The sequence below is a fragment of the Pseudomonas sp. LBUM1645 genome, from assembly GCF_059716185.1.
In genome coordinates, this window is the sequence record NZ_CP166811.1 from 1,691,572 (window position 1) to 1,713,296 (window position 21,725).

At 59.3% G+C, this 21,725-nt stretch carries 23 protein-coding genes; all 23 read left to right on the plus strand.

Annotated elements, in window-relative coordinates:
* Positions 1-3: 3 nt before the first annotated feature.
* The 23 genes from plsX to ACA079_RS07580 all read left to right on the plus strand — a co-directional run bounded on the left by plsX (position 4) and on the right by ACA079_RS07580 (position 21,639).
* Positions 4-1,014, plus strand: a complete 1,011-nt coding sequence (plsX, locus tag ACA079_RS07470; RefSeq protein WP_082459097.1) for a phosphate acyltransferase PlsX — start codon at positions 4-6, stop codon at positions 1,012-1,014.
* Between the two features lie 125 nt (positions 1,015-1,139).
* Entirely contained in the window at positions 1,140-2,078 is a 939-nt protein-coding gene (gene fabD, locus ACA079_RS07475; RefSeq protein ID WP_123598504.1) for an ACP S-malonyltransferase, read from the plus strand.
* A gap of 16 nt (positions 2,079-2,094) precedes the next feature.
* Positions 2,095-2,838: a 3-oxoacyl-ACP reductase FabG gene (fabG, locus tag ACA079_RS07480; protein ID WP_095132058.1), complete on the plus strand. Its 744-nt coding sequence runs from the start codon at positions 2,095-2,097 to the stop codon at positions 2,836-2,838.
* Positions 2,839-3,029: 191 nt separating this feature from the next.
* Positions 3,030-3,266 carry an acyl carrier protein gene (gene acpP / locus ACA079_RS07485; RefSeq protein ID WP_003442511.1) on the plus strand — a complete coding sequence of 79 codons (237 nt, stop codon included), beginning with the start codon at positions 3,030-3,032 and terminating at the stop codon, positions 3,264-3,266.
* A gap of 108 nt (positions 3,267-3,374) precedes the next feature.
* On the plus strand, positions 3,375-4,619 hold the full coding sequence (gene fabF, locus ACA079_RS07490; RefSeq protein WP_497703063.1) for a beta-ketoacyl-ACP synthase II: 1,245 nt from the start codon (positions 3,375-3,377) through the stop codon (positions 4,617-4,619).
* Complete coding sequence (pabC, locus tag ACA079_RS07495) at positions 4,619-5,434, plus strand: aminodeoxychorismate lyase (protein ID WP_497703064.1); 816 nt, start codon at positions 4,619-4,621, stop codon at positions 5,432-5,434. The genes fabF and pabC overlap by 1 nt, the downstream gene beginning before the upstream one ends.
* A gap of 3 nt (positions 5,435-5,437) precedes the next feature.
* Complete coding sequence (mltG, locus tag ACA079_RS07500) at positions 5,438-6,703, plus strand: endolytic transglycosylase MltG (protein WP_497703065.1); 1,266 nt, start codon at positions 5,438-5,440, stop codon at positions 6,701-6,703.
* 19 nt (positions 6,704-6,722) lie between these two features.
* A complete protein-coding gene (tmk, locus tag ACA079_RS07505; RefSeq protein WP_497703066.1) occupies positions 6,723-7,355 on the plus strand; it encodes a dTMP kinase in 633 nt (210 codons plus the stop codon).
* Complete coding sequence (locus ACA079_RS07510; RefSeq protein WP_497703067.1) at positions 7,348-8,337, plus strand: DNA polymerase III subunit delta'; 990 nt, start codon at positions 7,348-7,350, stop codon at positions 8,335-8,337. The genes tmk and ACA079_RS07510 overlap by 8 nt, the downstream gene beginning before the upstream one ends.
* 42 nt (positions 8,338-8,379) lie before the next feature.
* Positions 8,380-8,736: a PilZ domain-containing protein gene (locus tag ACA079_RS07515; RefSeq protein ID WP_033056958.1), complete on the plus strand. Its 357-nt coding sequence runs from the start codon at positions 8,380-8,382 to the stop codon at positions 8,734-8,736.
* Between the two features lie 14 nt (positions 8,737-8,750).
* The gene (locus ACA079_RS07520; protein WP_497703068.1) at positions 8,751-9,536 is read left to right on the plus strand and encodes a TatD family hydrolase; all 786 of its coding nucleotides are present in this window, start codon (positions 8,751-8,753) and stop codon (positions 9,534-9,536) included.
* Between the two features lie 342 nt (positions 9,537-9,878).
* Positions 9,879-10,517 (plus strand): TetR/AcrR family transcriptional regulator, encoded by a 639-nt coding sequence (locus ACA079_RS07525; RefSeq protein WP_007945721.1) that lies wholly within the window; start codon positions 9,879-9,881, stop codon positions 10,515-10,517.
* Between the two features lie 139 nt (positions 10,518-10,656).
* Entirely contained in the window at positions 10,657-11,625 is a 969-nt protein-coding gene (locus tag ACA079_RS07530; RefSeq protein WP_046049083.1) for a GTP 3',8-cyclase MoaA, read from the plus strand.
* A 228-nt stretch (positions 11,626-11,853) separates the two neighbouring features.
* Positions 11,854-12,462, plus strand: coding sequence for a DUF4823 domain-containing protein (locus tag ACA079_RS07535; RefSeq protein ID WP_102614828.1), 609 nt, complete (start codon positions 11,854-11,856; stop codon positions 12,460-12,462).
* Positions 12,463-12,479: 17 nt separating this feature from the next.
* On the plus strand, positions 12,480-13,040 hold the full coding sequence (locus ACA079_RS07540; RefSeq protein ID WP_497703069.1) for a DUF1285 domain-containing protein: 561 nt from the start codon (positions 12,480-12,482) through the stop codon (positions 13,038-13,040).
* Between the two features lie 207 nt (positions 13,041-13,247).
* Entirely contained in the window at positions 13,248-13,964 is a 717-nt protein-coding gene (locus tag ACA079_RS07545; RefSeq protein WP_008152308.1) for a FadR/GntR family transcriptional regulator, read from the plus strand.
* Between the two features lie 146 nt (positions 13,965-14,110).
* Positions 14,111-14,986, plus strand: coding sequence for an SMP-30/gluconolactonase/LRE family protein (locus ACA079_RS07550; protein WP_497703070.1), 876 nt, complete (start codon positions 14,111-14,113; stop codon positions 14,984-14,986).
* Between the two features lie 198 nt (positions 14,987-15,184).
* Positions 15,185-16,003: an SDR family oxidoreductase gene (locus ACA079_RS07555; protein WP_497703071.1), complete on the plus strand. Its 819-nt coding sequence runs from the start codon at positions 15,185-15,187 to the stop codon at positions 16,001-16,003.
* Positions 16,004-16,124: 121 nt separating this feature from the next.
* Entirely contained in the window at positions 16,125-17,129 is a 1,005-nt protein-coding gene (locus ACA079_RS07560; RefSeq protein ID WP_497703072.1) for a substrate-binding domain-containing protein, read from the plus strand.
* Between the two features lie 65 nt (positions 17,130-17,194).
* Positions 17,195-18,739, plus strand: a complete 1,545-nt coding sequence (araG, locus tag ACA079_RS07565) for an L-arabinose ABC transporter ATP-binding protein AraG (protein WP_497703073.1) — start codon at positions 17,195-17,197, stop codon at positions 18,737-18,739.
* 9 nt (positions 18,740-18,748) lie between these two features.
* Positions 18,749-19,717 (plus strand): L-arabinose ABC transporter permease AraH, encoded by a 969-nt coding sequence (gene araH, locus ACA079_RS07570; RefSeq protein ID WP_033056977.1) that lies wholly within the window; start codon positions 18,749-18,751, stop codon positions 19,715-19,717.
* 213 nt (positions 19,718-19,930) lie between these two features.
* Positions 19,931-20,644, plus strand: coding sequence for a GntR family transcriptional regulator (locus tag ACA079_RS07575; protein ID WP_008152295.1), 714 nt, complete (start codon positions 19,931-19,933; stop codon positions 20,642-20,644).
* Positions 20,641-21,639 carry an ADP-ribosylglycohydrolase family protein gene (locus tag ACA079_RS07580; RefSeq protein ID WP_497703074.1) on the plus strand — a complete coding sequence of 333 codons (999 nt, stop codon included), beginning with the start codon at positions 20,641-20,643 and terminating at the stop codon, positions 21,637-21,639. Before ACA079_RS07575 ends, ACA079_RS07580 begins: the two co-directional genes overlap by 4 nt.
* The last annotated feature ends 86 nt before the right edge of the window (positions 21,640-21,725 follow it).

Below are 21,725 nucleotides of genomic sequence, written 5' to 3' on the forward strand. Positions count from 1 at the left end.
CACTTGTCTGCTCAAGTCATCGCGATTGACGCAATGGGCGGGGACTTCGGTCCCCGCAGCATTGTTCAGGCCAGCCTTGCTTGCCTGTCTGCTACGCCCTCGCTGCACCTGACCCTCGTCGGTCAACCCTCCCTTCTTGAAGAATTGCTCTCTGGCCAATCGGCTGTGGATCGCTCGCGTCTGTCGATTGCTCCGGCGTCCGAAGTCATCACCATGGACGAAAAACCTGCACAGGCCCTGCGCGGCAAGCCCGACTCGTCGATGCGCGTGGCGCTCGAGTTGCTGCGCGATGGCAAGGTCCAGGCCTGTGTCAGTGCCGGCAATACCGGTGCGCTGATGGCGTTGTCGCGGTTTGTGCTCAAGACCTTGCCGGGCATTGATCGGCCGGCGATGGTGGCGGCGATTCCGACGCAGAAGGGTTATTGCCAGTTGCTCGACCTGGGCGCCAATGTCGATTGCAGCGCCGAGCATCTGTTGCAGTTCGCTGTGATGGGGTCGGTGGCGGCGGAAACCCTGGGCATCGTTCGTCCTCGAGTGGCGCTGCTGAACATCGGTACTGAAGACATCAAGGGCAATCAGCAGGTAAAGCTGGCCGCCACCTTGTTGCAGAGTGCTCGCGGCATCAATTACATCGGTTTTGTCGAAGGTGACGGTGTGTACCGTGGCGAGGCGGATGTGGTGGTATGTGACGGTTTTGTCGGCAATATCCTGCTCAAGTCCAGCGAAGGCCTGGCGACCATGATTGCCGGGCGCATCGAAGCCTTGTTCAAGAAAAACCTCGCGTCTAAAGTGGTCGGCGCTCTGGCGTTGCCGCTGATGAAGCGTTTGCAAGCCGATCTGGCGCCTGCGCGGCATAACGGCGCAAGCTTCCTTGGTTTGCAGGGGATTGTGGTGAAAAGCCATGGTTCGGCGGGGGTTCAGGGCTTCCAGAGTGCGATTCAGCGCGCCTTGATCGAGATCCAGGAAAACCTGCCGGAACGCATTCACGGTCGCCTGGAAGATTTGTTGCTTTAGGCGTTTTCGTCGGACAATGCTTAAATGTGACCGCTCAGTTCAATTTGCCATCCAACTGTCAGTTTCTTGAGTCCCCCAAGCGGGACGTCAATTCTCCGACGACAAGATCATTAGGGGCTTGTTACATGTCTGCTTCCCTCGCATTCGTCTTTCCGGGACAGGGTTCGCAGTCCCTCGGCATGCTGGCCGAGTTGGGCGCGCAACATCCGGTTGTCCTCGAAACATTCAAAGAAGCTTCCGATGCTCTGGGTTACGACCTGTGGGCACTGACCCAGCAAGGGCCGGAAGAACAACTCAATCAAACCGATAAAACCCAGCCGGCCATTCTGACCGCCTCGATTGCCTTGTGGCGTCTGTGGCTGGCTGAAGGCGGCGCGCGTCCGGCGTATGTTGCCGGTCACAGCCTGGGCGAATACAGCGCTCTGGTCGCTGCGGGCAGCCTGAGCCTGGGCGACGCGGTGAAGCTGGTTGAGCGCCGTGGTCAGTTGATGCAGGAAGCCGTTCCGGCCGGGCAAGGTGGCATGGCTGCCATTCTCGGTCTGGAAGATGCTGATGTGCTGGCAGCCTGTGCCGAAGCGGCGCAAGGCGAAGTGGTCAGTGCGGTCAACTTCAACTCTCCTGGCCAGGTGGTCATCGCCGGTGCCAAGGCAGCGGTCGAGCGTGCCATCGAAGGCTGCAAGGCCCGTGGTGCCAAGCGCGCCATGCCGTTGCCGGTCAGCGTGCCGTCCCATTGCGAGCTGATGCGTCCGGCGGCCGAGCGTTTCGCCGAGTCGATCGCAGCGATAGACTGGCAGGCGCCGCAGATTCCAGTGGTTCAGAACGTCAGCGCCACTGTGCCGGCCGATCTGGAAACCCTCAAGCGCGATCTGCTTGAGCAGCTTTACAAGCCTGTACGCTGGGTCGAATCGGTTCAGGCGCTGGCCGCCAAAGGTGCTACCCAGTTGGTCGAATGCGGCCCTGGCAAAGTGCTGGCTGGCCTGAACAAGCGTTGCGCCGAAGGCGTGTCGACATCCAATCTCAATACCCCCGACGCCTTCGCTGCCGCTCGCGCAGCGCTGGCTTGAATCAGGAGAAGCCTGCATGAGTCTGCAAGGTAAAGTTGCACTGGTCACTGGCGCGAGCCGCGGTATCGGCCAGGCTATCGCCCTGGAACTGGGTCGTCAGGGCGCCATCGTTATCGGCACCGCGACGTCTGCCTCGGGTGCTGAGCGCATTGCGGCAACCCTGAAGGAAAACGGGATTCAAGGCACTGGCCTGGAACTCAATGTCACCAGCGACGAATCCGTTGCTGCAGTACTGGCGAGCATTACATCGCAGTTCGGTGCGCCGGCGATCCTGGTCAACAATGCCGGTATCACCCGCGATAATCTGATGATGCGCATGAAAAATGACGAATGGCATGACGTCGTCGATACCAACCTGAACAGTCTGTTCCGCCTGTCCAAGGGCGTTTTGCGCGGTATGACCAAAGCCCGTTGGGGACGAATTATCAGTATTGGCTCTGTTGTGGGTGCCATGGGCAACGCAGGCCAAGTAAACTACGCAGCCGCCAAGGCCGGTCTGGAAGGTTTCAGCCGTTCTCTGGCGCGTGAAGTCGGTTCGCGTTCGATTACGGTAAACTCGGTGGCCCCTGGGTTCATCGACACCGATATGACCCGCGAATTGCCCGAGGCACAGCGTGAAGCCTTGCAGACGCAGATTCCGCTGGGCCGTCTGGGACAAGCACAAGAGATCGCGTCTGTGGTCGCTTTTCTTGCATCCGACGGTGCGGCTTACGTTACTGGGGCTACAATCCCGGTGAACGGCGGGATGTACATGAGTTAAATGTGACGGATCGCTTCAAAAAAATGTCATACGAGCTGTCTAAAATCCGTTATAAAGCTGCAATCTATTTATAGGCAGAGGGTCGTCGGGTTTGAGGAGTGAAGCTTTCTGTTGAAAAACTGAAAAGTCTTTCTATACACTTACCCACTGGCCAGCTGCCTGAATTTGTCCATTAGGAGTGAAAACAAGGTATGAGCACCATCGAAGAGCGCGTCAAGAAAATCGTTGCTGAGCAACTGGGCGTTAAAGAAGAAGAAGTGGTCAACACTGCTTCCTTCGTTGAAGACCTGGGTGCCGACTCCCTTGACACCGTTGAGCTGGTGATGGCTCTGGAAGAGGAATTCGAGACCGAAATCCCTGACGAAGAAGCTGAGAAGATCACTACTGTACAAGCTGCAATCGATTACGTTACTAACCACCAGGCTTAATAGCTTGTAATCGTTGCTTGCTGTCATGGAAAAACCGCACTGCCATCACGGCGTGCGGTTTTTTCTTTAGGCCTGATGCAAAGTCGTCATTTGAAAAAGGAGAGTGCTGTGTCGCGTAGACGCGTCGTAGTCACCGGTATGGGTATGTTGTCGCCACTGGGCACGGATGTGCCGAGCAGTTGGCAGGGCATTCTGGCTGGCCGCAGTGGCATTGGTCTGATCGAACACACCGACCTTTCTGCCTATTCCACCCGTTTTGGCGGCTCGGTAAAGGGCTTCAATGTCGAGGAATACCTGTCGGTCAAGGAAGCTCGCAAGCTCGACCTGTTCATTCAATACGGTCTGGCTGCAGGTTTTCAGGCAGTTCGTAACTCAGGTCTGGAAGTCACCGACGCCAACCGTGAGCGCATCGGCGTGGCCATGGGGTCGGGTATTGGCGGACTGACCAATATCGAAGAAACCAGCCGCACGCTGCATGATTCCGGCCCACGACGGATTTCTCCGTTTTTCGTGCCTGGCTCGATCATCAATATGATTTCCGGTTTCCTGTCCATCCATCTGGGCGCACAGGGACCTAACTACGCCATCGCCACCGCGTGTACCACCGGTACGCACTGCATCGGCATGGCAGCACGCAACATCATGTACGACGAAGCTGACGTGATGATTGCCGGCGGCGCTGAAATGGCGGCTTGCGGTCTGGGCATGGGCGGCTTCGGTGCCTCCCGCGCACTGTCGACCCGCAACGACGAACCGACCCGCGCCAGCCGTCCTTGGGACAAGGGCCGTGATGGCTTCGTATTGTCCGACGGTGCCGGCGCTCTGGTTCTCGAAGAACTGGAACACGCCAAGGCCCGCGGCGCGACGATCTACGCCGAGCTGATCGGCTTTGGCACCAGTGGCGATGCTTACCACATGACTTCGCCACCAGCGGATGGTGCAGGTGCTGCACGTTGCATTACCAATGCGCTGCGCGATGCCAAGATCAATGGCGATCAAGTTCAGTACATCAACGCCCACGGCACTTCGACGTCGGCCGGCGACCTTGCCGAAGCCTGTGCGATCAAGTCGGTGTTTGGCGATCACGCTTACAAGCTGGCGGTCAGTTCGACCAAGTCCATGACCGGTCACCTGTTGGGTGCGGCGGGCGCGGTCGAGGCGATCTTCAGTGTGCTGGCGATCAACAGCCAGGTAGCGCCGCCGACCATCAACCTCGATGAGCCGGACGAAGGTTGCGACCTCGATTTCGTACCGCATACCGCGCGCAATATGAATATCGATGTGGTGTTGTCCAACTCCTTCGGGTTTGGCGGCACCAACGGCTCGCTGGTGTTCCGCCGGTTCGCTGACTGATGGACAGCTGGGTCGACGGTCAGCCGGCTGACGCTTTGTCGCTGAAGGATCGCGGCCTGGCTTACGGTGATGGTCTGTTCGAGACCATTGCCGTGCGTGGCGGGCAACCGCTGCTGCTGGACCGGCATCTGGCGCGTCTGGCCGATGGCTGTTCACGCCTGGCGATCACTGCCGATCATGAGTTGATCCGCAGTGAGCTGCTGGCCTATGCCCGCGCACTGGGTGAGGGCGTGCTCAAGCTCATCATCACCCGCGGCGACAGTCTGCGCGGTTACGCCCCCGATCCCTCGGCTCAGGCCCGACGTATTCTGCAAGGCAATCCACCCGCTGCTTATCCTGCCGTTCATGGCGAGCAGGGTGTTCGCCTGTTCCCTTGTGCGACACGGCTTTCCAAGCAGCCTCTGCTCGCGGGGCTCAAGCACCTCAATCGTCTTGAGCAGGTCATCGCCCGCTCCGAATGGCAAGACACCGATCATGCCGAAGGCTTGATGCTCGATCAGGCCGGGCGCGTCATTGAAGGCGTGTTCAGCAATCTGTTCCTGATCCGCGATGGCGTGCTGATCACGGCTGATTTGAAGCGCTGCGGCGTGGCCGGCGTGATGCGTGCCGAATTATTGTTTCAAGCCGAGTCATTGGGGATCCCCACCCAAATCACCGACATCACCCTCGATCAGCTGCAATGGGCCGATGAAGTCTTTGTCTGCAACAGCGTATATGGCGTTTGGCCGGTGTGCGCCTATGCAGCACTGAGCTGGCCGGTTGGTCCGCTCACCCGTAAACTCCAAACCATTGCCCGCGCGCTACTGGATGCTTGATACGTGAGACGTAAATTCTTGCTGCTGCTGGAAACCGGATTGGTTCTGGCAGGGCTGTGTCTGGGCGCTTCCGCCTGGAAAATCCATTCGGCGCTGGAACAGCCGCTGAACATCACTCAGGAAGAGCTGCTGGAAGTGCCCAAAGGCACGACACCGACCCGCACCTTCTATCGACTCGAAGCCGATGGCGTCATCAAGGACGCTTTCTGGCTGCGGGTGTATTGGCGCTTCAATCTCGCCAAACAACCGTTGCACAAGGGCGAATACCGCATGCAGCCCGGCATGACCGTCGAAGGCCTGATTGACCTGTGGAAACGCGGGGAAATAGTTCAGTACAGCCTGACCCTGGTCGAGGGCTGGAATTTTCATCAGGTGCGCGCTGCTCTGGCCAAGGATGAAAAACTCGAAAAGACCCTCGACGGTTTGAGTGATAGCGAGGTAATGGACAAACTCGGCCACGCCGGGATATTTCCGGAAGGGCGATTCTTCCCTGACACCTATCGCTTCGTGCGCGGCATGACCGATGTCGAGCTGCTGAAAAAAGCCTACGACCGCCTCGACGAAGTCCTTGCCAAGGAATGGAGCCAGCGCGCCGCTGACGTGCCGTACACCGAACCCTATCAGGCGCTGATCATGGCCTCGCTGGTGGAGAAGGAAACCGGCGTGCCGCAGGAGCGCGGGCAAATCGCTGGCGTGTTTGTACGGCGCATGGCAATGGGCATGTTGTTGCAGACTGATCCGACCGTGATCTACGGCCTCGGTGATCGTTACAACGGCAAATTGACTCGCGCCCATCTCAAGGAAGCGACGCCGTACAACACCTACATGATTTCGGGACTGCCGCCGACTCCGATCGCCATGGTCGGCCGCGAAGCGATTCATGCAGCGCTGAATCCGGTGGCTGGCAATAGCCTCTATTTCGTTGCTCGTGGTGATGGCAGCCACGTGTTCTCCGATGATCTGGACGCGCACAATAACGCTGTGCGTGAGTTCCAGATCAAGCGCCGTGCCGACTACCGCTCCAGCCCGGCGCCGGCTACGGCGCCAGAGGCGACGGATGAGCAGGCGCCGATTCCGGCTGCTTCGCCCGACACAGCCCCCGAGGATTTACCGCAAGTACCGCCGCAAGAGCCTGCTCAGTCGGCGCCAGCAGAGCCGCAAGCGCCTGACCAGTCGCCCGCACCGGAGCCGGCGCAAGAACCCGCTCAAGAACCCGCAGTCGCACCCGCGCCCGAACCGGATGCAACCGCGCCGCAAAGCCCGCAATGACTCTGACTAAGGACTGCCTGTGACTGGCTTGTTTATTACCCTGGAAGGCCCTGAAGGGGCCGGCAAGAGCACCAATCGCGAATACCTGGCCGAGCGCCTGCGCGCCGCGGGTATCGAGGTCGTGCTGACTCGCGAACCAGGCGGCACGCCGTTGGCCGAGCGGATCCGCGAAGTGTTGCTGGCGCCGGTTGACGAAGTCATGAACCCCGACACCGAGTTGCTGTTGGTGTTCGCCGCGCGAGCCCAGCATCTGGCCGAGGTGATTCGCCCGGCACTGGCCCGCGGCGCAGTCGTCTTGTGTGATCGCTTTACCGATTCGACCTACGCCTATCAGGGTGGCGGTCGTGGCCTGTCGCTGGAGCGCATCGCGGCTCTGGAAGCCTTCGTCCAGGGCGATTTGCGCCCGGACCTGACGTTGATTTTCGATCTGCCGGTGGAAGTGGGCCTGGCCCGCGCCAGCGCTCGCGGTCGTCTGGATCGCTTCGAACTCGAAGGCCGAACCTTTTTTGATGCGGTGCGCAGTGCTTTCCTCAAGCGTGCTGGAGCGGATCCTGCGCGTTATGTCCTGGTCGATGCCGCCCAGCCGTTGGCGCAGGTTCAGCAGGCACTGGATGCCTTGTTGCCGCGCCTGCTGGAGTTGACCCGTGGCTGAAGCCTATCCGTGGCAGGACAGTCTCTGGCAGCATTTGGCTGGTCGCAAGCAACATGCTCACGCCTATCTGCTCCATGGCCCGGCCGGAATCGGCAAGCGTGCACTGGCCGAGCGCTTGATGGCCAGTTTGTTGTGCCAGCGTCCGAGCGCCGCCCACGATGCTTGCGGCGAATGCAAATCCTGTCTGTTGCTCAAGGCCGGCAGTCACCCTGACAACTACATTCTGGAACCGGAAGAAGCCGATAAGGCGATCAAGGTCGATCAGGTTCGTGATCTGGTCAGCTTCGTGGTTCAGACCGCGCAGATGGGCGGCCGCAAAGTGGTGCTGATCGAGCCGGTCGAGTCGATGAACATCAACGCCGCCAACGCCTTGCTCAAAAGCCTTGAAGAACCTTCCGGCGATACCGTTTTGCTGTTGGTCAGCCACCAGACCAGCCGTCTGTTGCCGACCATTAAGAGCCGCTGCGTGCAGCAGGCTTGTCCATTGCCGAGCGAAGCCATGAGTCTTGCGTGGCTGGCGAAGGCTTTGCCGGACTGCGCGGAAGAAGAGCGCATCGAGTTGCTGACCCTGGCCGCCGGTTCGCCACTGGCCGCCGTCAGCTTGCAAACCCAGGGCGTGCGCGAGCAGCGGGCCTTGGTGGTCGATGGCGTGAAGAAGTTACTCAAGCAGCAACAATCACCGACGCAACTGGCCGAAGGCTGGAATGCGATTCCGCTGTTGCTGTTGTTCGACTGGTTCTGTGACTGGTCTAGCCTGATCCTGCGCTATCAGCTGACTCAGGACGAAGAAGGCCTGGGACTGACGGACATGCGCAAGGTGATTCAGTACCTGGCGCAGAAAGCCGGCCAGGACAAAGTCCTGAATATTCAGGACTGGATCCTCGCCCAGCGCCAGAAAGTGATGAGTAAAGCCAACCTCAATCGGGTGTTGTTGCTGGAGGCGCTGCTGGTGCAATGGGTGGGTTTGCCTACCCAGAAGTGACCGACTAAGCCTAGACTCCGAGCATCAGCAACGGAGGTCAGCATGAATGAACTCGTCAATCCGGGGCCGCGCAACGGCATTTTGTCCCTGACGATCAAGGACAAGTCCGTGCTTTACGCGGCCTACATGCCGTTCATCAAGAACGGTGGCCTGTTTATCCCGACCAACAAGAGTTACAAGTTGGGCGATGAGGTATTCATGCTGCTGAACCTGATGGACGAGCCGGAGAAGATTCCGGTCGCCGGCAAGGTCACCTGGATCACCCCCAAAGGTGCGCAGGGCAACCGGGCCGCTGGGGTCGGCGTACAATTCAACGACGGCGACAATACCGCTCGCAGTCGAATCGAAACCCATCTGGCCGGAGCCCTGAAGTCCGACCGTCCCACTCATACGATGTAAGTTGCAGCCCTTTTATGCTCGTAGATTCCCATTGCCACCTTGATCGTCTCGACCTCGCCGCCCACGACGGCTCCCTGGATGCTGCACTGGATGCGGCCCGTCTGCGCGGGGTAGGGCACTTTCTGTGTATCGGCGTCAGCGTCGAGAATGCCGCCGACGTCAAAGCCCTGGCCGAACGTTACGACGACGTCGACTGTTCGGTTGGCGTGCATCCGCTGGATGTGCAGCCGGGCGCCGCGCCAGCACTGGATTGGCTGTTGCGCGAGCTCAACCACCCGCGTGTGGTGGCGATCGGTGAAACCGGTCTGGATTACCACTACGAGCCGGAAGCAGCGGAGTTGCAGCAGGAGTCATTTCGCCTGCATCTGCAAGCAGCGCAGCAGACAGGCAAACCGGTGATCATTCACACCCGTGGTGCCCGCGCCGATACGTTGAGCCTGTTGCGCGAAGCGGCGCTGCCCCAGGCGGGCGTGCTGCATTGCTTCACCGAAGACTGGGACATGGCCAAAGCAGCATTGGACATGGGGTATTACATTTCCTTGTCCGGGATTGTCACTTTCCGCAATGCTGATGCTCTGCGTGACGTAGCCAGTAAAGTGCCGGCTGACCGATTGCTGGTGGAAACCGACTCGCCTTACCTGGCGCCGATCCCTCATCGCGGCAAGCCGAACCTGCCGCAGTACGTGCGCGACGTTGCGGAATTTCTGGCAATGTTGCGAGGTGAGCCCTACGAGCGGTTTGCCGAGCAAACCACCAAGAATTTCAAGCGGCTGTTTCCGCTGGCGCATGTGAAAGGTTAAATCGCAGGCAAAAAAAACCCGGGTTCTGGGGGGTGAATCCGGGTTAAGACCATTAGGAGTAAAACAAAGGCACGCGGTCCGTTGGTACCTATATCGGCGCAACACTTGGGGGAGATGTCCCGCCGACAGTTGAAGTATTGATCAGTATTGCGCCGAGTCCAGTTTACCGGCGCCGGTTTTTAAACAAATTTGGAATACGGGCGCTTCGGTTGAGTTCTCATTAATCTGCGAGGCTGCCGGAATTCATCAAGAAACACATATATGGTCGGATGATCCGTGCATTTTTGCGCAAGTTAGGCATAATACGCGGCTTCGAATTTTGACCCCTACAGACCTTTTCTTATGCATAAAGAACCTCGTAAGGTCCGTGAGTTTCGTCGCCGCGAGCAAGAAATTCTCGATACCGCGCTCAAGCTGTTCCTCGATCAAGGTGAAGACAGTGTCACCGTCGAGATGATTGCTGATGCCGTCGGTATCGGCAAAGGCACGATCTACAAGCACTTCAAATCCAAGGCCGAGATTTATCTGCGCCTGATGCTCGATTACGAGCGCGATTTGAACGAGCTGTTGCATTCGGCCGATGTCGACAAGGACAAGGAAGCCCTGTCCCGGGCCTACTTCGAATTCCGCATGCGCGACCCTCAACGCTATCGGTTGTTCGATCGCCTGGAAGAGAAGGTGGTCAAGGGTAATCAGGTGCCGGAGATGGTCGAGGAGCTGCACAAGATCCGCGCCTCGAACTTCGAACGCCTGACCCTGCTGATCAAGGGCCGGATCAGCGAAGGCAAGCTCGAAGATGTTCCGCCTTACTTCCATTACTGCGCCTCCTGGGCTCTGGTGCACGGCGCCGTGGCGCTGTATCACTCGCCGTTCTGGAGCAATGTGCTGGAAGATCAGGAAGGCTTCTTCCAGTTCCTGATGGACATCGGCGTGCGCATGGGCAACAAGCGCAAGCGCGATAGCGACACCCCGAGCAGCTGAACCATTCAGTTGCCTTATTGCGCCATTATTTCGCTACGTGGCGCAGTACCGCAGGAATATACTCAGGCATAGGACTTGCTAAAACTTGATTTGTGAGTCAAGTTTTAGCGGTCCGAATATTCTTCCGCCGGAGTAGTCCATGATCGTTGACCGTCAAGGCAGGCGTTTTCGCAATTTGCGAATCAGTCTGACTTCAGCCTGCAATTACGCTTGTACCTACTGCGTGCCCAACGGCAAGCGGTTGGTCGCTGCGCAGGATGAATTGTCGGCCGAGGCCATGGCGCGTGGCGTGGCCTATCTGATTGAAGCGGCGGGCATTGAGCGTTTGCGCATCACCGGCGGCGAACCTCTGGTCAGCCCCAAACTCGAAACCTTCATGACCGCTGTCGGGCAGATGGGCCTGGCGGACATCAGCCTCACCACCAACGGTCAACTGCTGGCGAAGAAGCTGCCACTGCTGGTGGATGCCGGCATTCGTCGCATCAACGTTTCCCTCGATACCCTGGATGCCAGCGCCTTTCGCAGCATTGCCCGTGGCGGCGATCTGGCGACTGTGCTCGACGGTATGGATCAGGCCAGCGCCGCCGGCCTGAAGATCAAGGTCAATATGGTGCCGCTGCGTGGGCAGAACCTCGATCAAGTGATGCCGCTACTCGATTACTGTCTGGAGCGTGGCTATGAGCTTCGCTTCATCGAGTTGATGCGCATGGGCCACCTGGCCAGCGACTCGAATGCTTTCCTGCAACAGTTTGTCAGCCTGCAGCAGTTGCTCAGCCTGATCGGCGAGCGCTACGAATACCTTCAGGCCGATGCGCCGGTAGACGCCACCGCCGTGCGTTACCAGATTCCGGGGCAGGGCTACTTCGGCGTTATCGCCAACGAAAGCGTTCCTTTCTGCCGCACCTGTTCGCGGCTGCGTCTGTCCTCCACGGGCTGGCTGCATGGCTGCCTGTCGTCGAGCAACCGCCACTATGTCGGCGACCTGCTGGACAAGCCCCGTCATCAGGCATTGCCGGCTTTGCAGCGACTCTTGGTGAAAGCCTTGGGCGATAAGCAGGAAGTGGCATTTTCCGGTGGCGCAACCATCATGAAAATCATCGGCGGCTGAGCACGATCCCTGTAGCAGCTGCCGAAGGCTGCGTTCGGCTGCGAAGCAGTCGTAAATCCTGTAAGCAAAATATGTCTGGAACACCGCATCGCCTGATCTCGCGACTGCTGCGCAGCCGAACGCAGCCTTCGGCAGCTGCTACAAGAGCCATGCCTCTCCCGAGATGGCGCGGAAGCTGCATCCCATGGCCATTCGCCGGTTTTCCGTCACCGGCCTCTGGAGGGTAGGATGCGTAGCCTGGTTTTGCTGCTGGCCGTTTTGGCGCTTGGTGGCTGCATGAATGTCAGCGATCTGGCTGAAGGGACTCGCTACCACATGAGCGACGCGGGGTTGCTCGACCATAGCGACAGCCGCCGTGTGAATAACCTGCGCATTCAACCGGACTCATTCGTCTATATCGCCCAGGGCGCCTTTGTGCCGCCAGGCAGTACTGTCTACCCACGACCTAACGTGATCGCCGAAGTCGCCTTCGATGGCTTTGTCGAATACTTCCCCATGGTCCGCCGCGCCCGTGCCCCGGAAGGTCTTGATCAAGCCATGGGTGAAGCCCGTGCCGCCGGTGCCCATTACCTGCTCTATACCCGGTTCGCCAAGTCTGATGACCGTATCGGCAACTCGGACGAATGGCTTGATCAGGAAGCCCTGGATCGCCTCGGTATCGACGGTGGTGTCATTCAGATCATGTTGATCGAGACCAGCACCCAGTATTTGATTGATACTGCACGCATCAAGAGTCGTGGCGGTTTACTGACGTTCCACGACAAAAAGCCAGAAGACCTGATGGGCCCGCCGCTGGAGCAATACGCGCGCAGCCTGCTGGGGCTCAGCGACCAGTAATTCAAAAGGAGAACGCCATGAGTGGCCCGCAAAAAGCCAACGATCTGTTGGGGCAAATCCCCAAAACCAAAGGCTTGCCGCCGGTCCACCTTTGGAATCCCGACTTCTGCGGCGACATCGACATGCGCATCGCCCGTGACGGCACCTGGTATTACCTGGGCACGCCGATCGGACGCAAGCCGATGGTCAAGCTGTTCTCCACCATCATTCGCCGCGATGGTGACGATTACTTCCTCATCACCCCGGTCGAGAAGGTTGGCATCAAGGTCGACGACGCGCCCTTCGTGGCGATTGCCGTGGAGGTCGAAGGCGAGGGTGAAACCCAGGTCTTGCGTTTCACCACCAATGTTGACGAGACCGCCGAGGCCGGCAGCGAACACCCCATGCGCGTGGTGATCGACCCGGTCACGCAGGAGCCGGCGCCGTACGTGCATGTGCGCACCAACCTCGAAGCCCTGATCCACCGCAACGTGTTCTACCAACTGGTGGAACTGGCCGTCACCCGCGAGATCGACGGGCAGCGCTGGTTGGGTGTGTGGAGCGCTGGCGAGTTCTTCCCCATCGGGCTTGAGCCGTAATCGGTAAAAATGTGGGAGCGAGCTTGCTCGCGATGGCGTCTTATCATCCGACATTGATGTCGTCTGATGCATCGCGATCGCGAGCAAGCTCGCTCCCAAATTTGTTTTGTATTGGCACTAAAAATTCAAATTGACACTCAATCATATGATGATTAGCGTGGACACCCATCGTGAACGGCTTTGTGCCGTCCCTGAATCGAGGTGTCCATGTCCAGCAGTTTTCATGCGTCGACGGTCGATTGGCTGGGTTGCTGGATCGCCACGGGACAGGTCAAGCCGGGTGAGACGCTCAAGGTCGAAGCCGACCTGGGCGAGCAACTCGGTGTCAGCCGCACCGTTATCCGCGAAGCGATCAAAACCCTGGTCGCCAAGGGCATGCTTGAAGTCGGGCCCAAGGTAGGTACGCGGGTGTTGCCGGTGCGCCGCTGGAACCTCTTCGATCCACAAGTCGTAGGCTGGCTGTCGCGCAGTGGTTTGCCGGAAAACTTCGTCGACGACTTGCTCGACCTGCGCCGCACCATCGAACCAATGGCCGTGCGCTGGGCTTGCGAGCGCGCTACCGTCGAGCAGGTTCACGCCATCCTTCAGGCTTACAACGCATTGGAGCGGGCAGTGGACAGCGGCATCGATTACAACCGCGCCGACCAGTTCTTCCACGAGTGCATCCTCGCTGCCAGCCACAATCAATTCATCGAACAAATGGTCCCGGCCCTCGGCGCGCTGCTGGCGGTGTCTTTCGAGGTGTCTGCCGCCGACCCGGACGAATTGCGCCGCACGCTACCGATTCACAAAGACATGGCCGAGGCCATTGCCGCCCGGGATGCCGCGCGGGGTGTCTGGGCCTGCATGACCCTGATCGATAACGCCGACCTGGCCATCAAGCGCTTCTACCCGCAAGTCATGGCCGACAAAAAGGCGAGCTGATCACACAAATCACCTGTGGGAGCGAGCTTGCTCCGGGCGGCGTTCCGACGATGGGGTCATTACATTCAACATCAATGTTGCCTGTTACACCGCCATCGCGAGCAAGCTCGCTCCCACATAAAAACAAGAACAATGCAGGAGGTTTCATGACGTGGACTGCGGTTACCGAACACCGGGCACGACTGGGCGAAGGCCCGTTCTGGGATGCGCCGACCCAGGCGCTGTACTGGGTGGATATCGCCGGTCAACAGGCGCTGCGGCTGATCGGCGCTAACGTGCAGATCTGGCAGATGCCCGAGCATGTGTCTGCCTTCATCCCTTGCGAAAGCGGCGATGCGCTGGTGACGTTGAACAGCGGCGTGTATCGACTCGATCTGGATTCCCCCGGCCTGGAGCCGCGACTGACCTTGCTCTGCGTCGCCGATCCGCAACCCGGCAATCGCGCCAACGAAGCCCGATGCGATGCTCAGGGCCGGCTCTGGCTCGGTACCATGCAGAACAACATCGGCGAGCAGGGCGAAGACGTGCCCATTGTGCGGCGTTCCGGTGGCCTGTTTCGCATCGATCGCGATGCTCGGGTCACGCCGTTGCTTCGCGGGTTGGGCATCCCGAACACGTTGCTGTGGAGCGAAGACGCAACCACCGTGTATTTCGCCGACAGCCTCGACAGCACGCTCTACCAGTATTTCATCCGCACCGACGGCAACCTCGACCCGGCCCGGGTCTGGTTCGGGCCGCATGAACGCGGCGGGCCAGATGGCTCGGCGATGGATGCCGAGGGTTATCTCTGGAACGCCCGTTGGGATGGCAGCTGTCTGCTCAGGCTGACCCCGGACGGGCAGGTCGATCGCGTGATCGAGCTGCCAATCAGCCGCCCCACCAGTTGCGTATTCGGGGGTGAAGACCTGAAAACCCTTTACATCACCAGCGCCGCGAGCCCGATCAACCATCCGTTGGACGGTGCGTTGCTGTCGATTCGAGTCGATGTGCCCGGAAAAACCTGTACTCGGTTTGCTGGATGAATCCCAAAATATGGGATGTAAAATTATATATTGAGATTATTTGGCGGTCGGGTTTATAGTCGGCTCCATCAGTTACACGCACTCACACTTAAAAAAACAAAACAGGTGAAGTGATGCAGCGATTTTCCAAAAAGCTTTTTGACCGGACATCGACAGATGCCCGGTTTTTGTCGTGCCTTCAAAAAGGAGTTTTGATCCATGGCTGAACCTCTATCCCTGCCAACGGTGCCCGAACCGCCGAAGGGTGAGCGCCTGAAAAACAAGGTCGTGCTGCTGACCGGCGCCGCTCAGGGTATCGGCGAGGCGATTGTCGCGACCTTCGCTTCCCAGCAGGCCAAGCTGATCATCAGCGATATCCAGGGAGAGAAAGTCGAAAAAGTCGCGGCGCACTGGCGGGACAAAGGCTTCGACGTTCAGGCAATCAAGGCTGACGTTTCCAACCAACAAGATCTGCACGCCATGGCCAGACTGGCGATCGAGTTGCACGGTCGCATCGATGTGCTGGTCAATTGCGCCGGGGTCAACGTGTTCAGCGATCCGCTGGAAATGACCGAGGAAGACTGGCGCCGCTGCTTCGCCATCGATCTGGACGGCGCCTGGTATGGCTGCAAAGCGGTGCTGCCGCAGATGATCGAGCAAGGCATCGGCAGCATCATCAACATCGCCTCGACCCATTCCACTCACATCATTCCTGGCTGCTTCCCGTACCCGGTGGCCAAACACGGTTTGCTCGGCCTGACCCGCGCCCTTGGCATCGAGTACGCGCCGAAGGGCATTCGCGTTAACGCCATCGCGCCGGGTTACATCGAAACCCAGTTGAACGTTGATTACTGGAACGGTTTTGCCGACCCGCATGCCGAGCGCCAGCGCGCTTTCGATCTGCATCCGCCACGTCGCATCGGTCAGCCGATCGAGGTCGCCATGACCGCTGTTTTCCTGGCCAGCGATGAAGCGCCGTTCATCAATGCCTCGTGTATCACCATCGATGGTGGTCGCTCGGTCATGTACCACGACTGAGTAAAACGGGTTTCCGGCGCGGAACTACGCCTGAAATCCAATCATCATACGATATGACTATTAGCTGCACAGTTTGATTGGCTTTCAAATAACGCTCAAAAAAATAACAAGGAGTCAGCTTATGAATCGTCGTCGTGGGATCCGTTCCCTGTGCTGTGCCGCTTTGGCGGTCACCGCGGTCAGCCTGAGCAGTTCGTTGCTGGCGGCCGAGGAAGTGAAGATCGGTTTTCTGGTCAAGCAGGCGGAAGAGCCCTGGTTCCAGACCGAATGGGCATTTGCCGAAAAGGCCGGGAAAGAGAAGGGCTTCACCGTCATCAAGATCGCCGTGCCGGATGGCGAGAAAACCCTCTCGGCCATCGACAGCCTCGCCGCCAACGGTGCCAAGGGCTTCGTGATCTGCCCGCCAGACGTATCCCTGGGACCTGCGATCATGGCCAAAGCCAAGCTCAACGGTTTGAAAGTCATCGCAGTTGATGACCGCTTCGTTGATGCCAGCGGCCAGTTCATGGAACACGTTCCGTACCTCGGGATGGCCGCGTTCGAAGTCGGCCAGAAGCAGGGCAGCGCCATGGCCACCGAAGCGAAAAAACGTGGCTGGGACTGGAAAGACACCTACGCGGTGATCAACACCTTCAACGAACTCGACACCGGCAAGAAACGCACCGACGGTTCGGTCAAAGCGCTGGAAGACGCCGGCATGCCGAAAGACCACATTCTGTTCTCGGCGCTGAAAACCCTCGACGTACCCGGCAGCATGGACGCCACCAACTCGGCGCTGGTGAAACTGCCGAGCGCAGCGAAAAACCTGATCATCGGCGGCATGAACGACAACACCGTGCTGGGCGGCGTGCGCGCCACCGAAAGCGCCGGTTTTGCCGCGACCAATGTGATCGGCATCGGCATCAACGGCACCGACGCCATCGGCGAATTGAAGAAGGCCAACAGCGGCTTCTTCGGCTCGATGCTGCCGAGCCCGCACATCGAGGGCTATAACACCGCGAGCATGATGTACGAGTGGGTCACCACCGGCAAAGAACCGCCGAAATACACCGCGATGGACGACGTGACGCTGATCACTCGCGAGAACTTCAAGCAGGAACTGGAAAAGATCGGCCTCTGGAACTGAGGCACGGTTGATTTCATTGGTGGCCCTGGCGACGGGGCTGCCTGATCTGTGTGAAGAGGTGGGTTATGCACGCGCAATCAAAAACACAACAACACAGTGCAGGCGGCAGCTTGCGCTTCAACGGGATCGGCAAGACCTTTCCCGGGGTGAAGGCGCTGGATGGCATCAGCTTCGTCGCCCATCCGGGGCAGGTTCACGCTTTGATGGGCGAGAACGGCGCCGGCAAATCGACCCTGTTGAAAATCCTCGGCGGTGCTTACACCCCGAGCAGCGGCGACCTGCAGATCGGCGAGCAGGCGATGGTCTTCAAGTCCACCGCCGACAGCATCGGCAGTGGCGTCGCAGTGATCCATCAAGAGCTGCACCTGGTCCCGGAAATGACCGTGGCAGAGAACTTGTTCCTCGGTCATCTGCCGGCCAGTTTCGGCCTGATCAATCGTGGCGCGTTGCGGCAACAGGCATTGGCCTGCCTCAAGGGCCTGGCCGATGAAATCGATCCGCAAGAGAAAGTCGGGCGCTTGTCCCTCGGTCAGCGGCAACTGGTGGAAATCGCCAAGGCCTTGTCCCGTGGTGCGCATGTGATCGCGTTTGACGAGCCGACCAGCAGCCTGTCGGCGCGGGAGATTGATCGTTTGATGGCGATCATCGGTCGCCTGCGCGACGAAGGCAAAGTGGTGCTTTACGTCTCCCACCGCATGGAAGAAGTGTTCCGCATCTGCAACGCGGTGACGGTGTTCAAGGACGGTCGCTTTGTGCGCACTTTCGAGGACATGAGCGAACTGACTCACGATCAGCTAGTGACTTGCATGGTCGGTCGCGACATTCAGGACATCTACGATTACCGCCACCGTCAACGTGGTGCGGTGGCGCTCAAGGTCGATGGTTTGCTGGGGCCGGGTTTGCGTGAGCCAGTGAGTTTCGAGGTGCACAAAGGCGAGATTCTCGGGCTGTTCGGTTTGGTCGGCGCCGGTCGCACCGAGCTGTTCCGCATGCTCAGTGGCCTTGAGCGCAACACCGCCGGACGCCTGGAATTGCGCGGTCATGAACTGAAGTTGCGTTCACCCCGCGACGCGATTGCCGCCGGGATTCTGCTGTGCCCCGAGGACCGCAAGAAAGAGGGCATCCTGCCGCTCGCCAGCGTCGCCGAGAACATCAACATCAGCGCCCGCGGCGCCCACTCCACCTTCGGCTGCCTGTTGCGTGGCCTGTGGGAGAAGGACAACGCCGAAAAGCAGATCAAAGCGCTGAAAGTGAAGACGCCCAACGCGGCGCAGAAAATCATGTACCTGTCCGGCGGCAATCAGCAGAAGGCCATTCTCGGCCGCTGGCTGTCGATGCCGATGAAAGTCCTGTTGCTCGACGAACCGACTCGCGGCATCGACATCGGCGCCAAAGCCGAGATCTACCAGATCATCCACAACCTGGCCGCCAGCGGCATCGCGGTGATCGTGGTCTCCAGCGACCTGATGGAAGTGATGGGTATTTCCGACCGCATCCTGGTGCTCTGCGAAGGCGCGATGCGCGGCGAGTTGTCCCGCGCAGAGGCCAATGAATCCAACCTGCTGCAACTGGCTTTGCCGCGCCAACGCGCTGACGGCGTGGCGAACTGAGAGGTGACTATGACAATTCAAAACAACGCTTTGCCCACCCAGCGCAAACCTCTGGACCTGCGGCGCTTTCTCGATGACTGGGTGATGCTGCTGGCGGCCGTCGGGATCTTCGTGCTCTGCACCTTGCTGATCGACAACTTCCTTTCGCCATTGAACATGCGCGGCCTGGGCTTGGCGATTTCGACGACGGGGATCGCCGCTTGCACCATGTTGTATTGCCTGGCGTCCGGGCATTTCGATTTATCGGTGGGTTCGGTGATTGCCTGCGCCGGCGTGGTCGCAGCGGTGGTGATGCGCGACACCGACAGCGTGTTTCTCGGTGTGGTGGCGGCGCTGTTCATGGGGCTGATTGTCGGGTTGATCAACGGCATCGTGATCGCCAAGCTGCGGGTCAATGCGTTGATCACCACGCTAGCGACCATGCAGATCGTTCGCGGCCTGGCTTACATCTTCGCCAACGGCAAAGCGGTCGGCGTGTCGCAAGAGCAGTTCTTCGTCTTCGGCAATGGCCAGTTGTTGGGTGTGCCGGTGCCGATTCTGATCACCATCGTCTGCTTCCTGTTTTTCGGCTGGCTGCTGAATTACACCACCTACGGGCGCAACACCATGGCCATCGGCGGTAATCAGGAAGCTGCGCTGCTGGCCGGGGTGAACGTTGACCGGACCAAGATCATTATCTTTGCCGTGCACGGGTTGATCGGGGCGTTGGCCGGGGTGATCCTGGCTTCGCGCATGACGTCCGGACAGCCGATGATTGGCCAGGGTTTTGAGCTGACGGTGATTTCTGCGTGTGTGTTGGGCGGGGTGTCGTTGAGCGGCGGGATCGGCATGATCCGGCATGTGATTGCCGGAGTGCTGATTCTGGCGATCATCGAGAATGCGATGAACCTGAAGAACATTGATACGTTTTACCAGTATGTGATTCGGGGTTCGATCTTGCTGTTGGCTGTGGTGATTGATCGTTTGAAACAACGCTGAGATTTTCGCTGACGGGTCCGACGCCTTCGCGAGCAAGCTCGCTCCCACATTGGGCTTGTGTCGTGCACAAAATATGTGTCCGCCGCAAACCCTTGTGGGAGCGAGCTTGCTCGCGATTGACCGCGCAGCGGTCGCTTCTCGAAGTAACTCCTTCCGTCACTTCCCCTAAATATCCCTTGCCCGCCCAACCCCGTTTCGGTTATCTCTTTGTACATGATTAGACAGGTACGATTTGACAAGAAACAACGGGTGGTCGACGAACTCATCCGGCGCATCGAAAGCGGCCTCATGGAGGACGGCTTTCTGTTGCCGGGCGAGCATCAATTGGCTCAAGAATTCAAAGTCAGCCGCGGCACGCTGCGCGAAGCCCTGGCTGAGTTGAAACGGCGCAATTACATCGCGACGCAAAGCGGGGTGGGTTCCATCGTCACCTTCGACGGCGTGGTGCTCGATCAGCGCAGCGGCTGGGCCCAGGCCCTGGCCGACAGCGGGGCGCTGATCAATACCGAAGTGCTGCGGCTGGAGGCGGTCACCCGTCCTGACCTGTTGCCGCGTTTCGGCACCGACCAATTCATCACCCTTGACCGTCGCCGCCGTTCCAACGAAGGCAAGCTGGTCTCCCTTGAACGCTCATTGATGCCCGCCACCGGAGGCCTGGAAAGCCTGCCGCGGGTCGGCCTTATCGACAACTCCCTGACCATCACCCTGGCCGCCTACGGCTATATCGGCGAGCGCGGCGATCAATGGATCGGCGCCGAACCCTTGAACGCCGAAGACGCCGAACTGCTCGGCCGTCCGGAAGGCACGGTTTTTCTCAAGGCCTTGCGCACCACCTACGACCGGCAAAACCGCTTCATGGAACAGGTCGAAAGCTTGCTCGACCCGGTGCATTTTCGCCTGCACCTGCAGTTTGGAGAGTCAAAATGACCGCGCTCAATCGTGCATTGGGCGCGTTCTACGGACTGGCCCTGGGCGATGCGCTGGGCATGCCGACCCAATCCCTGAGCCGCGCCGAGATCAAGGTGCGCTTCGGCGAGATCACTGACCTGGAAGACGCAGGCCCCGATCAACCGATCGCCGCCAACATGCTCAAAGGCTCGATCACCGATGACACCGAACAGGCGATTCTGGTCGGCCAATTGCTGGTTGAAGGCGAGGGCCGGATCGAACCGTCGCTGCTAGCCCAACGGTTGATCGAATGGGAAGCCGCAATGCAGGCCAAAGGCTCGCAAGACTTGCTCGGCCCTTCGACCAAACGCGCCATCGAAATGATCCTCGCCGGCCACTCGCCGGAAGAAGCGGGGCGCTACGGCACCACCAATGGCGCGGCGATGCGCATCACGCCGGTCGGGATCGCAGCGGATGTCGCCAACCCTGAGCGATTCATCAACGCTGTCGTGCAGGCTTGCCAGGTCACCCACAACACCACGCTGGGCATCTCCAGTGCGGCGGCGGTGGCGGCGGTGGTCTCGGCCGGTATCAACGGCATGGACCTGGGCGAAGCGTTGAACCTCGGCCAGCAAGTCGCTCAGCAAGCTGAAAGCCACGGTTACTGGGTGGCTGGCGGACGCATCGCCTCGCGTATCAGCTGGGCACGGACCATCAGTGTCGACAGCGACAAGGCATTGCTGGCGGATTTGATGTACGACGTGATTGGTACTTCGGTGGCTTCACAGGAGTCGGTGGTGGTCTCGTTTGCCCTGGCCCAGCAAGTGGCCATTGGTGAAATGAACGCGTTCGAAGCGCTGTGCATGGCTGCCAGCCTTGGCGGCGACACCGACACCATCGCGGCGATTCTCGGCGCCATGCTCGGGGCTTGCCTGGGCCTTGAGAGTTGGCCGGCGGCGATGATCGACAAGGTCAAAACCGTTAACGATCTGGAGTTGGAGCCGTTGGTGCAGGGGCTTTTAGCTTTGCGTTGACTGGACTGACGCCATCGCGAGCAAGCTCGCTCCCACAGGTACGGCGTGTACCTCAAGGATTGCACTATCCCTGTGGGAGCGAGCTT

Excerpts from the sequence above, each read along its gene's own strand:
- fabD (WP_123598504.1), top strand. The coding sequence starts at position 1,140 with ATGTCTGCTTCCCTCGCATTCGTCTTTCCGGGACAGGGTTCGCAGTCC.
- fabG (WP_095132058.1), top strand. The coding sequence starts at position 2,095 with ATGAGTCTGCAAGGTAAAGTTGCACTGGTCACTGGCGCGAGCCGCGGT.
- acpP (WP_003442511.1), top strand. The coding sequence starts at position 3,030 with ATGAGCACCATCGAAGAGCGCGTCAAGAAAATCGTTGCTGAGCAACTG.
- pabC (WP_497703064.1), top strand. The coding sequence starts at position 4,619 with ATGGACAGCTGGGTCGACGGTCAGCCGGCTGACGCTTTGTCGCTGAAG.
- ACA079_RS07515 (WP_033056958.1), top strand. The coding sequence starts at position 8,380 with ATGAATGAACTCGTCAATCCGGGGCCGCGCAACGGCATTTTGTCCCTG.
- ACA079_RS07520 (WP_497703068.1), top strand. The coding sequence starts at position 8,751 with ATGCTCGTAGATTCCCATTGCCACCTTGATCGTCTCGACCTCGCCGCC.
- ACA079_RS07525 (WP_007945721.1), top strand. The coding sequence starts at position 9,879 with ATGCATAAAGAACCTCGTAAGGTCCGTGAGTTTCGTCGCCGCGAGCAA.
- ACA079_RS07530 (WP_046049083.1), top strand. The coding sequence starts at position 10,657 with ATGATCGTTGACCGTCAAGGCAGGCGTTTTCGCAATTTGCGAATCAGT.
- ACA079_RS07535 (WP_102614828.1), top strand. The coding sequence starts at position 11,854 with ATGCGTAGCCTGGTTTTGCTGCTGGCCGTTTTGGCGCTTGGTGGCTGC.
- ACA079_RS07540 (WP_497703069.1), top strand. The coding sequence starts at position 12,480 with ATGAGTGGCCCGCAAAAAGCCAACGATCTGTTGGGGCAAATCCCCAAA.
- ACA079_RS07545 (WP_008152308.1), top strand. The coding sequence starts at position 13,248 with ATGTCCAGCAGTTTTCATGCGTCGACGGTCGATTGGCTGGGTTGCTGG.
- ACA079_RS07550 (WP_497703070.1), top strand. The coding sequence starts at position 14,111 with ATGACGTGGACTGCGGTTACCGAACACCGGGCACGACTGGGCGAAGGC.
- ACA079_RS07555 (WP_497703071.1), top strand. The coding sequence starts at position 15,185 with ATGGCTGAACCTCTATCCCTGCCAACGGTGCCCGAACCGCCGAAGGGT.
- ACA079_RS07560 (WP_497703072.1), top strand. The coding sequence starts at position 16,125 with ATGAATCGTCGTCGTGGGATCCGTTCCCTGTGCTGTGCCGCTTTGGCG.
- araG (WP_497703073.1), top strand. The coding sequence starts at position 17,195 with ATGCACGCGCAATCAAAAACACAACAACACAGTGCAGGCGGCAGCTTG.
- araH (WP_033056977.1), top strand. The coding sequence starts at position 18,749 with ATGACAATTCAAAACAACGCTTTGCCCACCCAGCGCAAACCTCTGGAC.
- ACA079_RS07575 (WP_008152295.1), top strand. The coding sequence starts at position 19,931 with ATGATTAGACAGGTACGATTTGACAAGAAACAACGGGTGGTCGACGAA.
- ACA079_RS07580 (WP_497703074.1), top strand. The coding sequence starts at position 20,641 with ATGACCGCGCTCAATCGTGCATTGGGCGCGTTCTACGGACTGGCCCTG.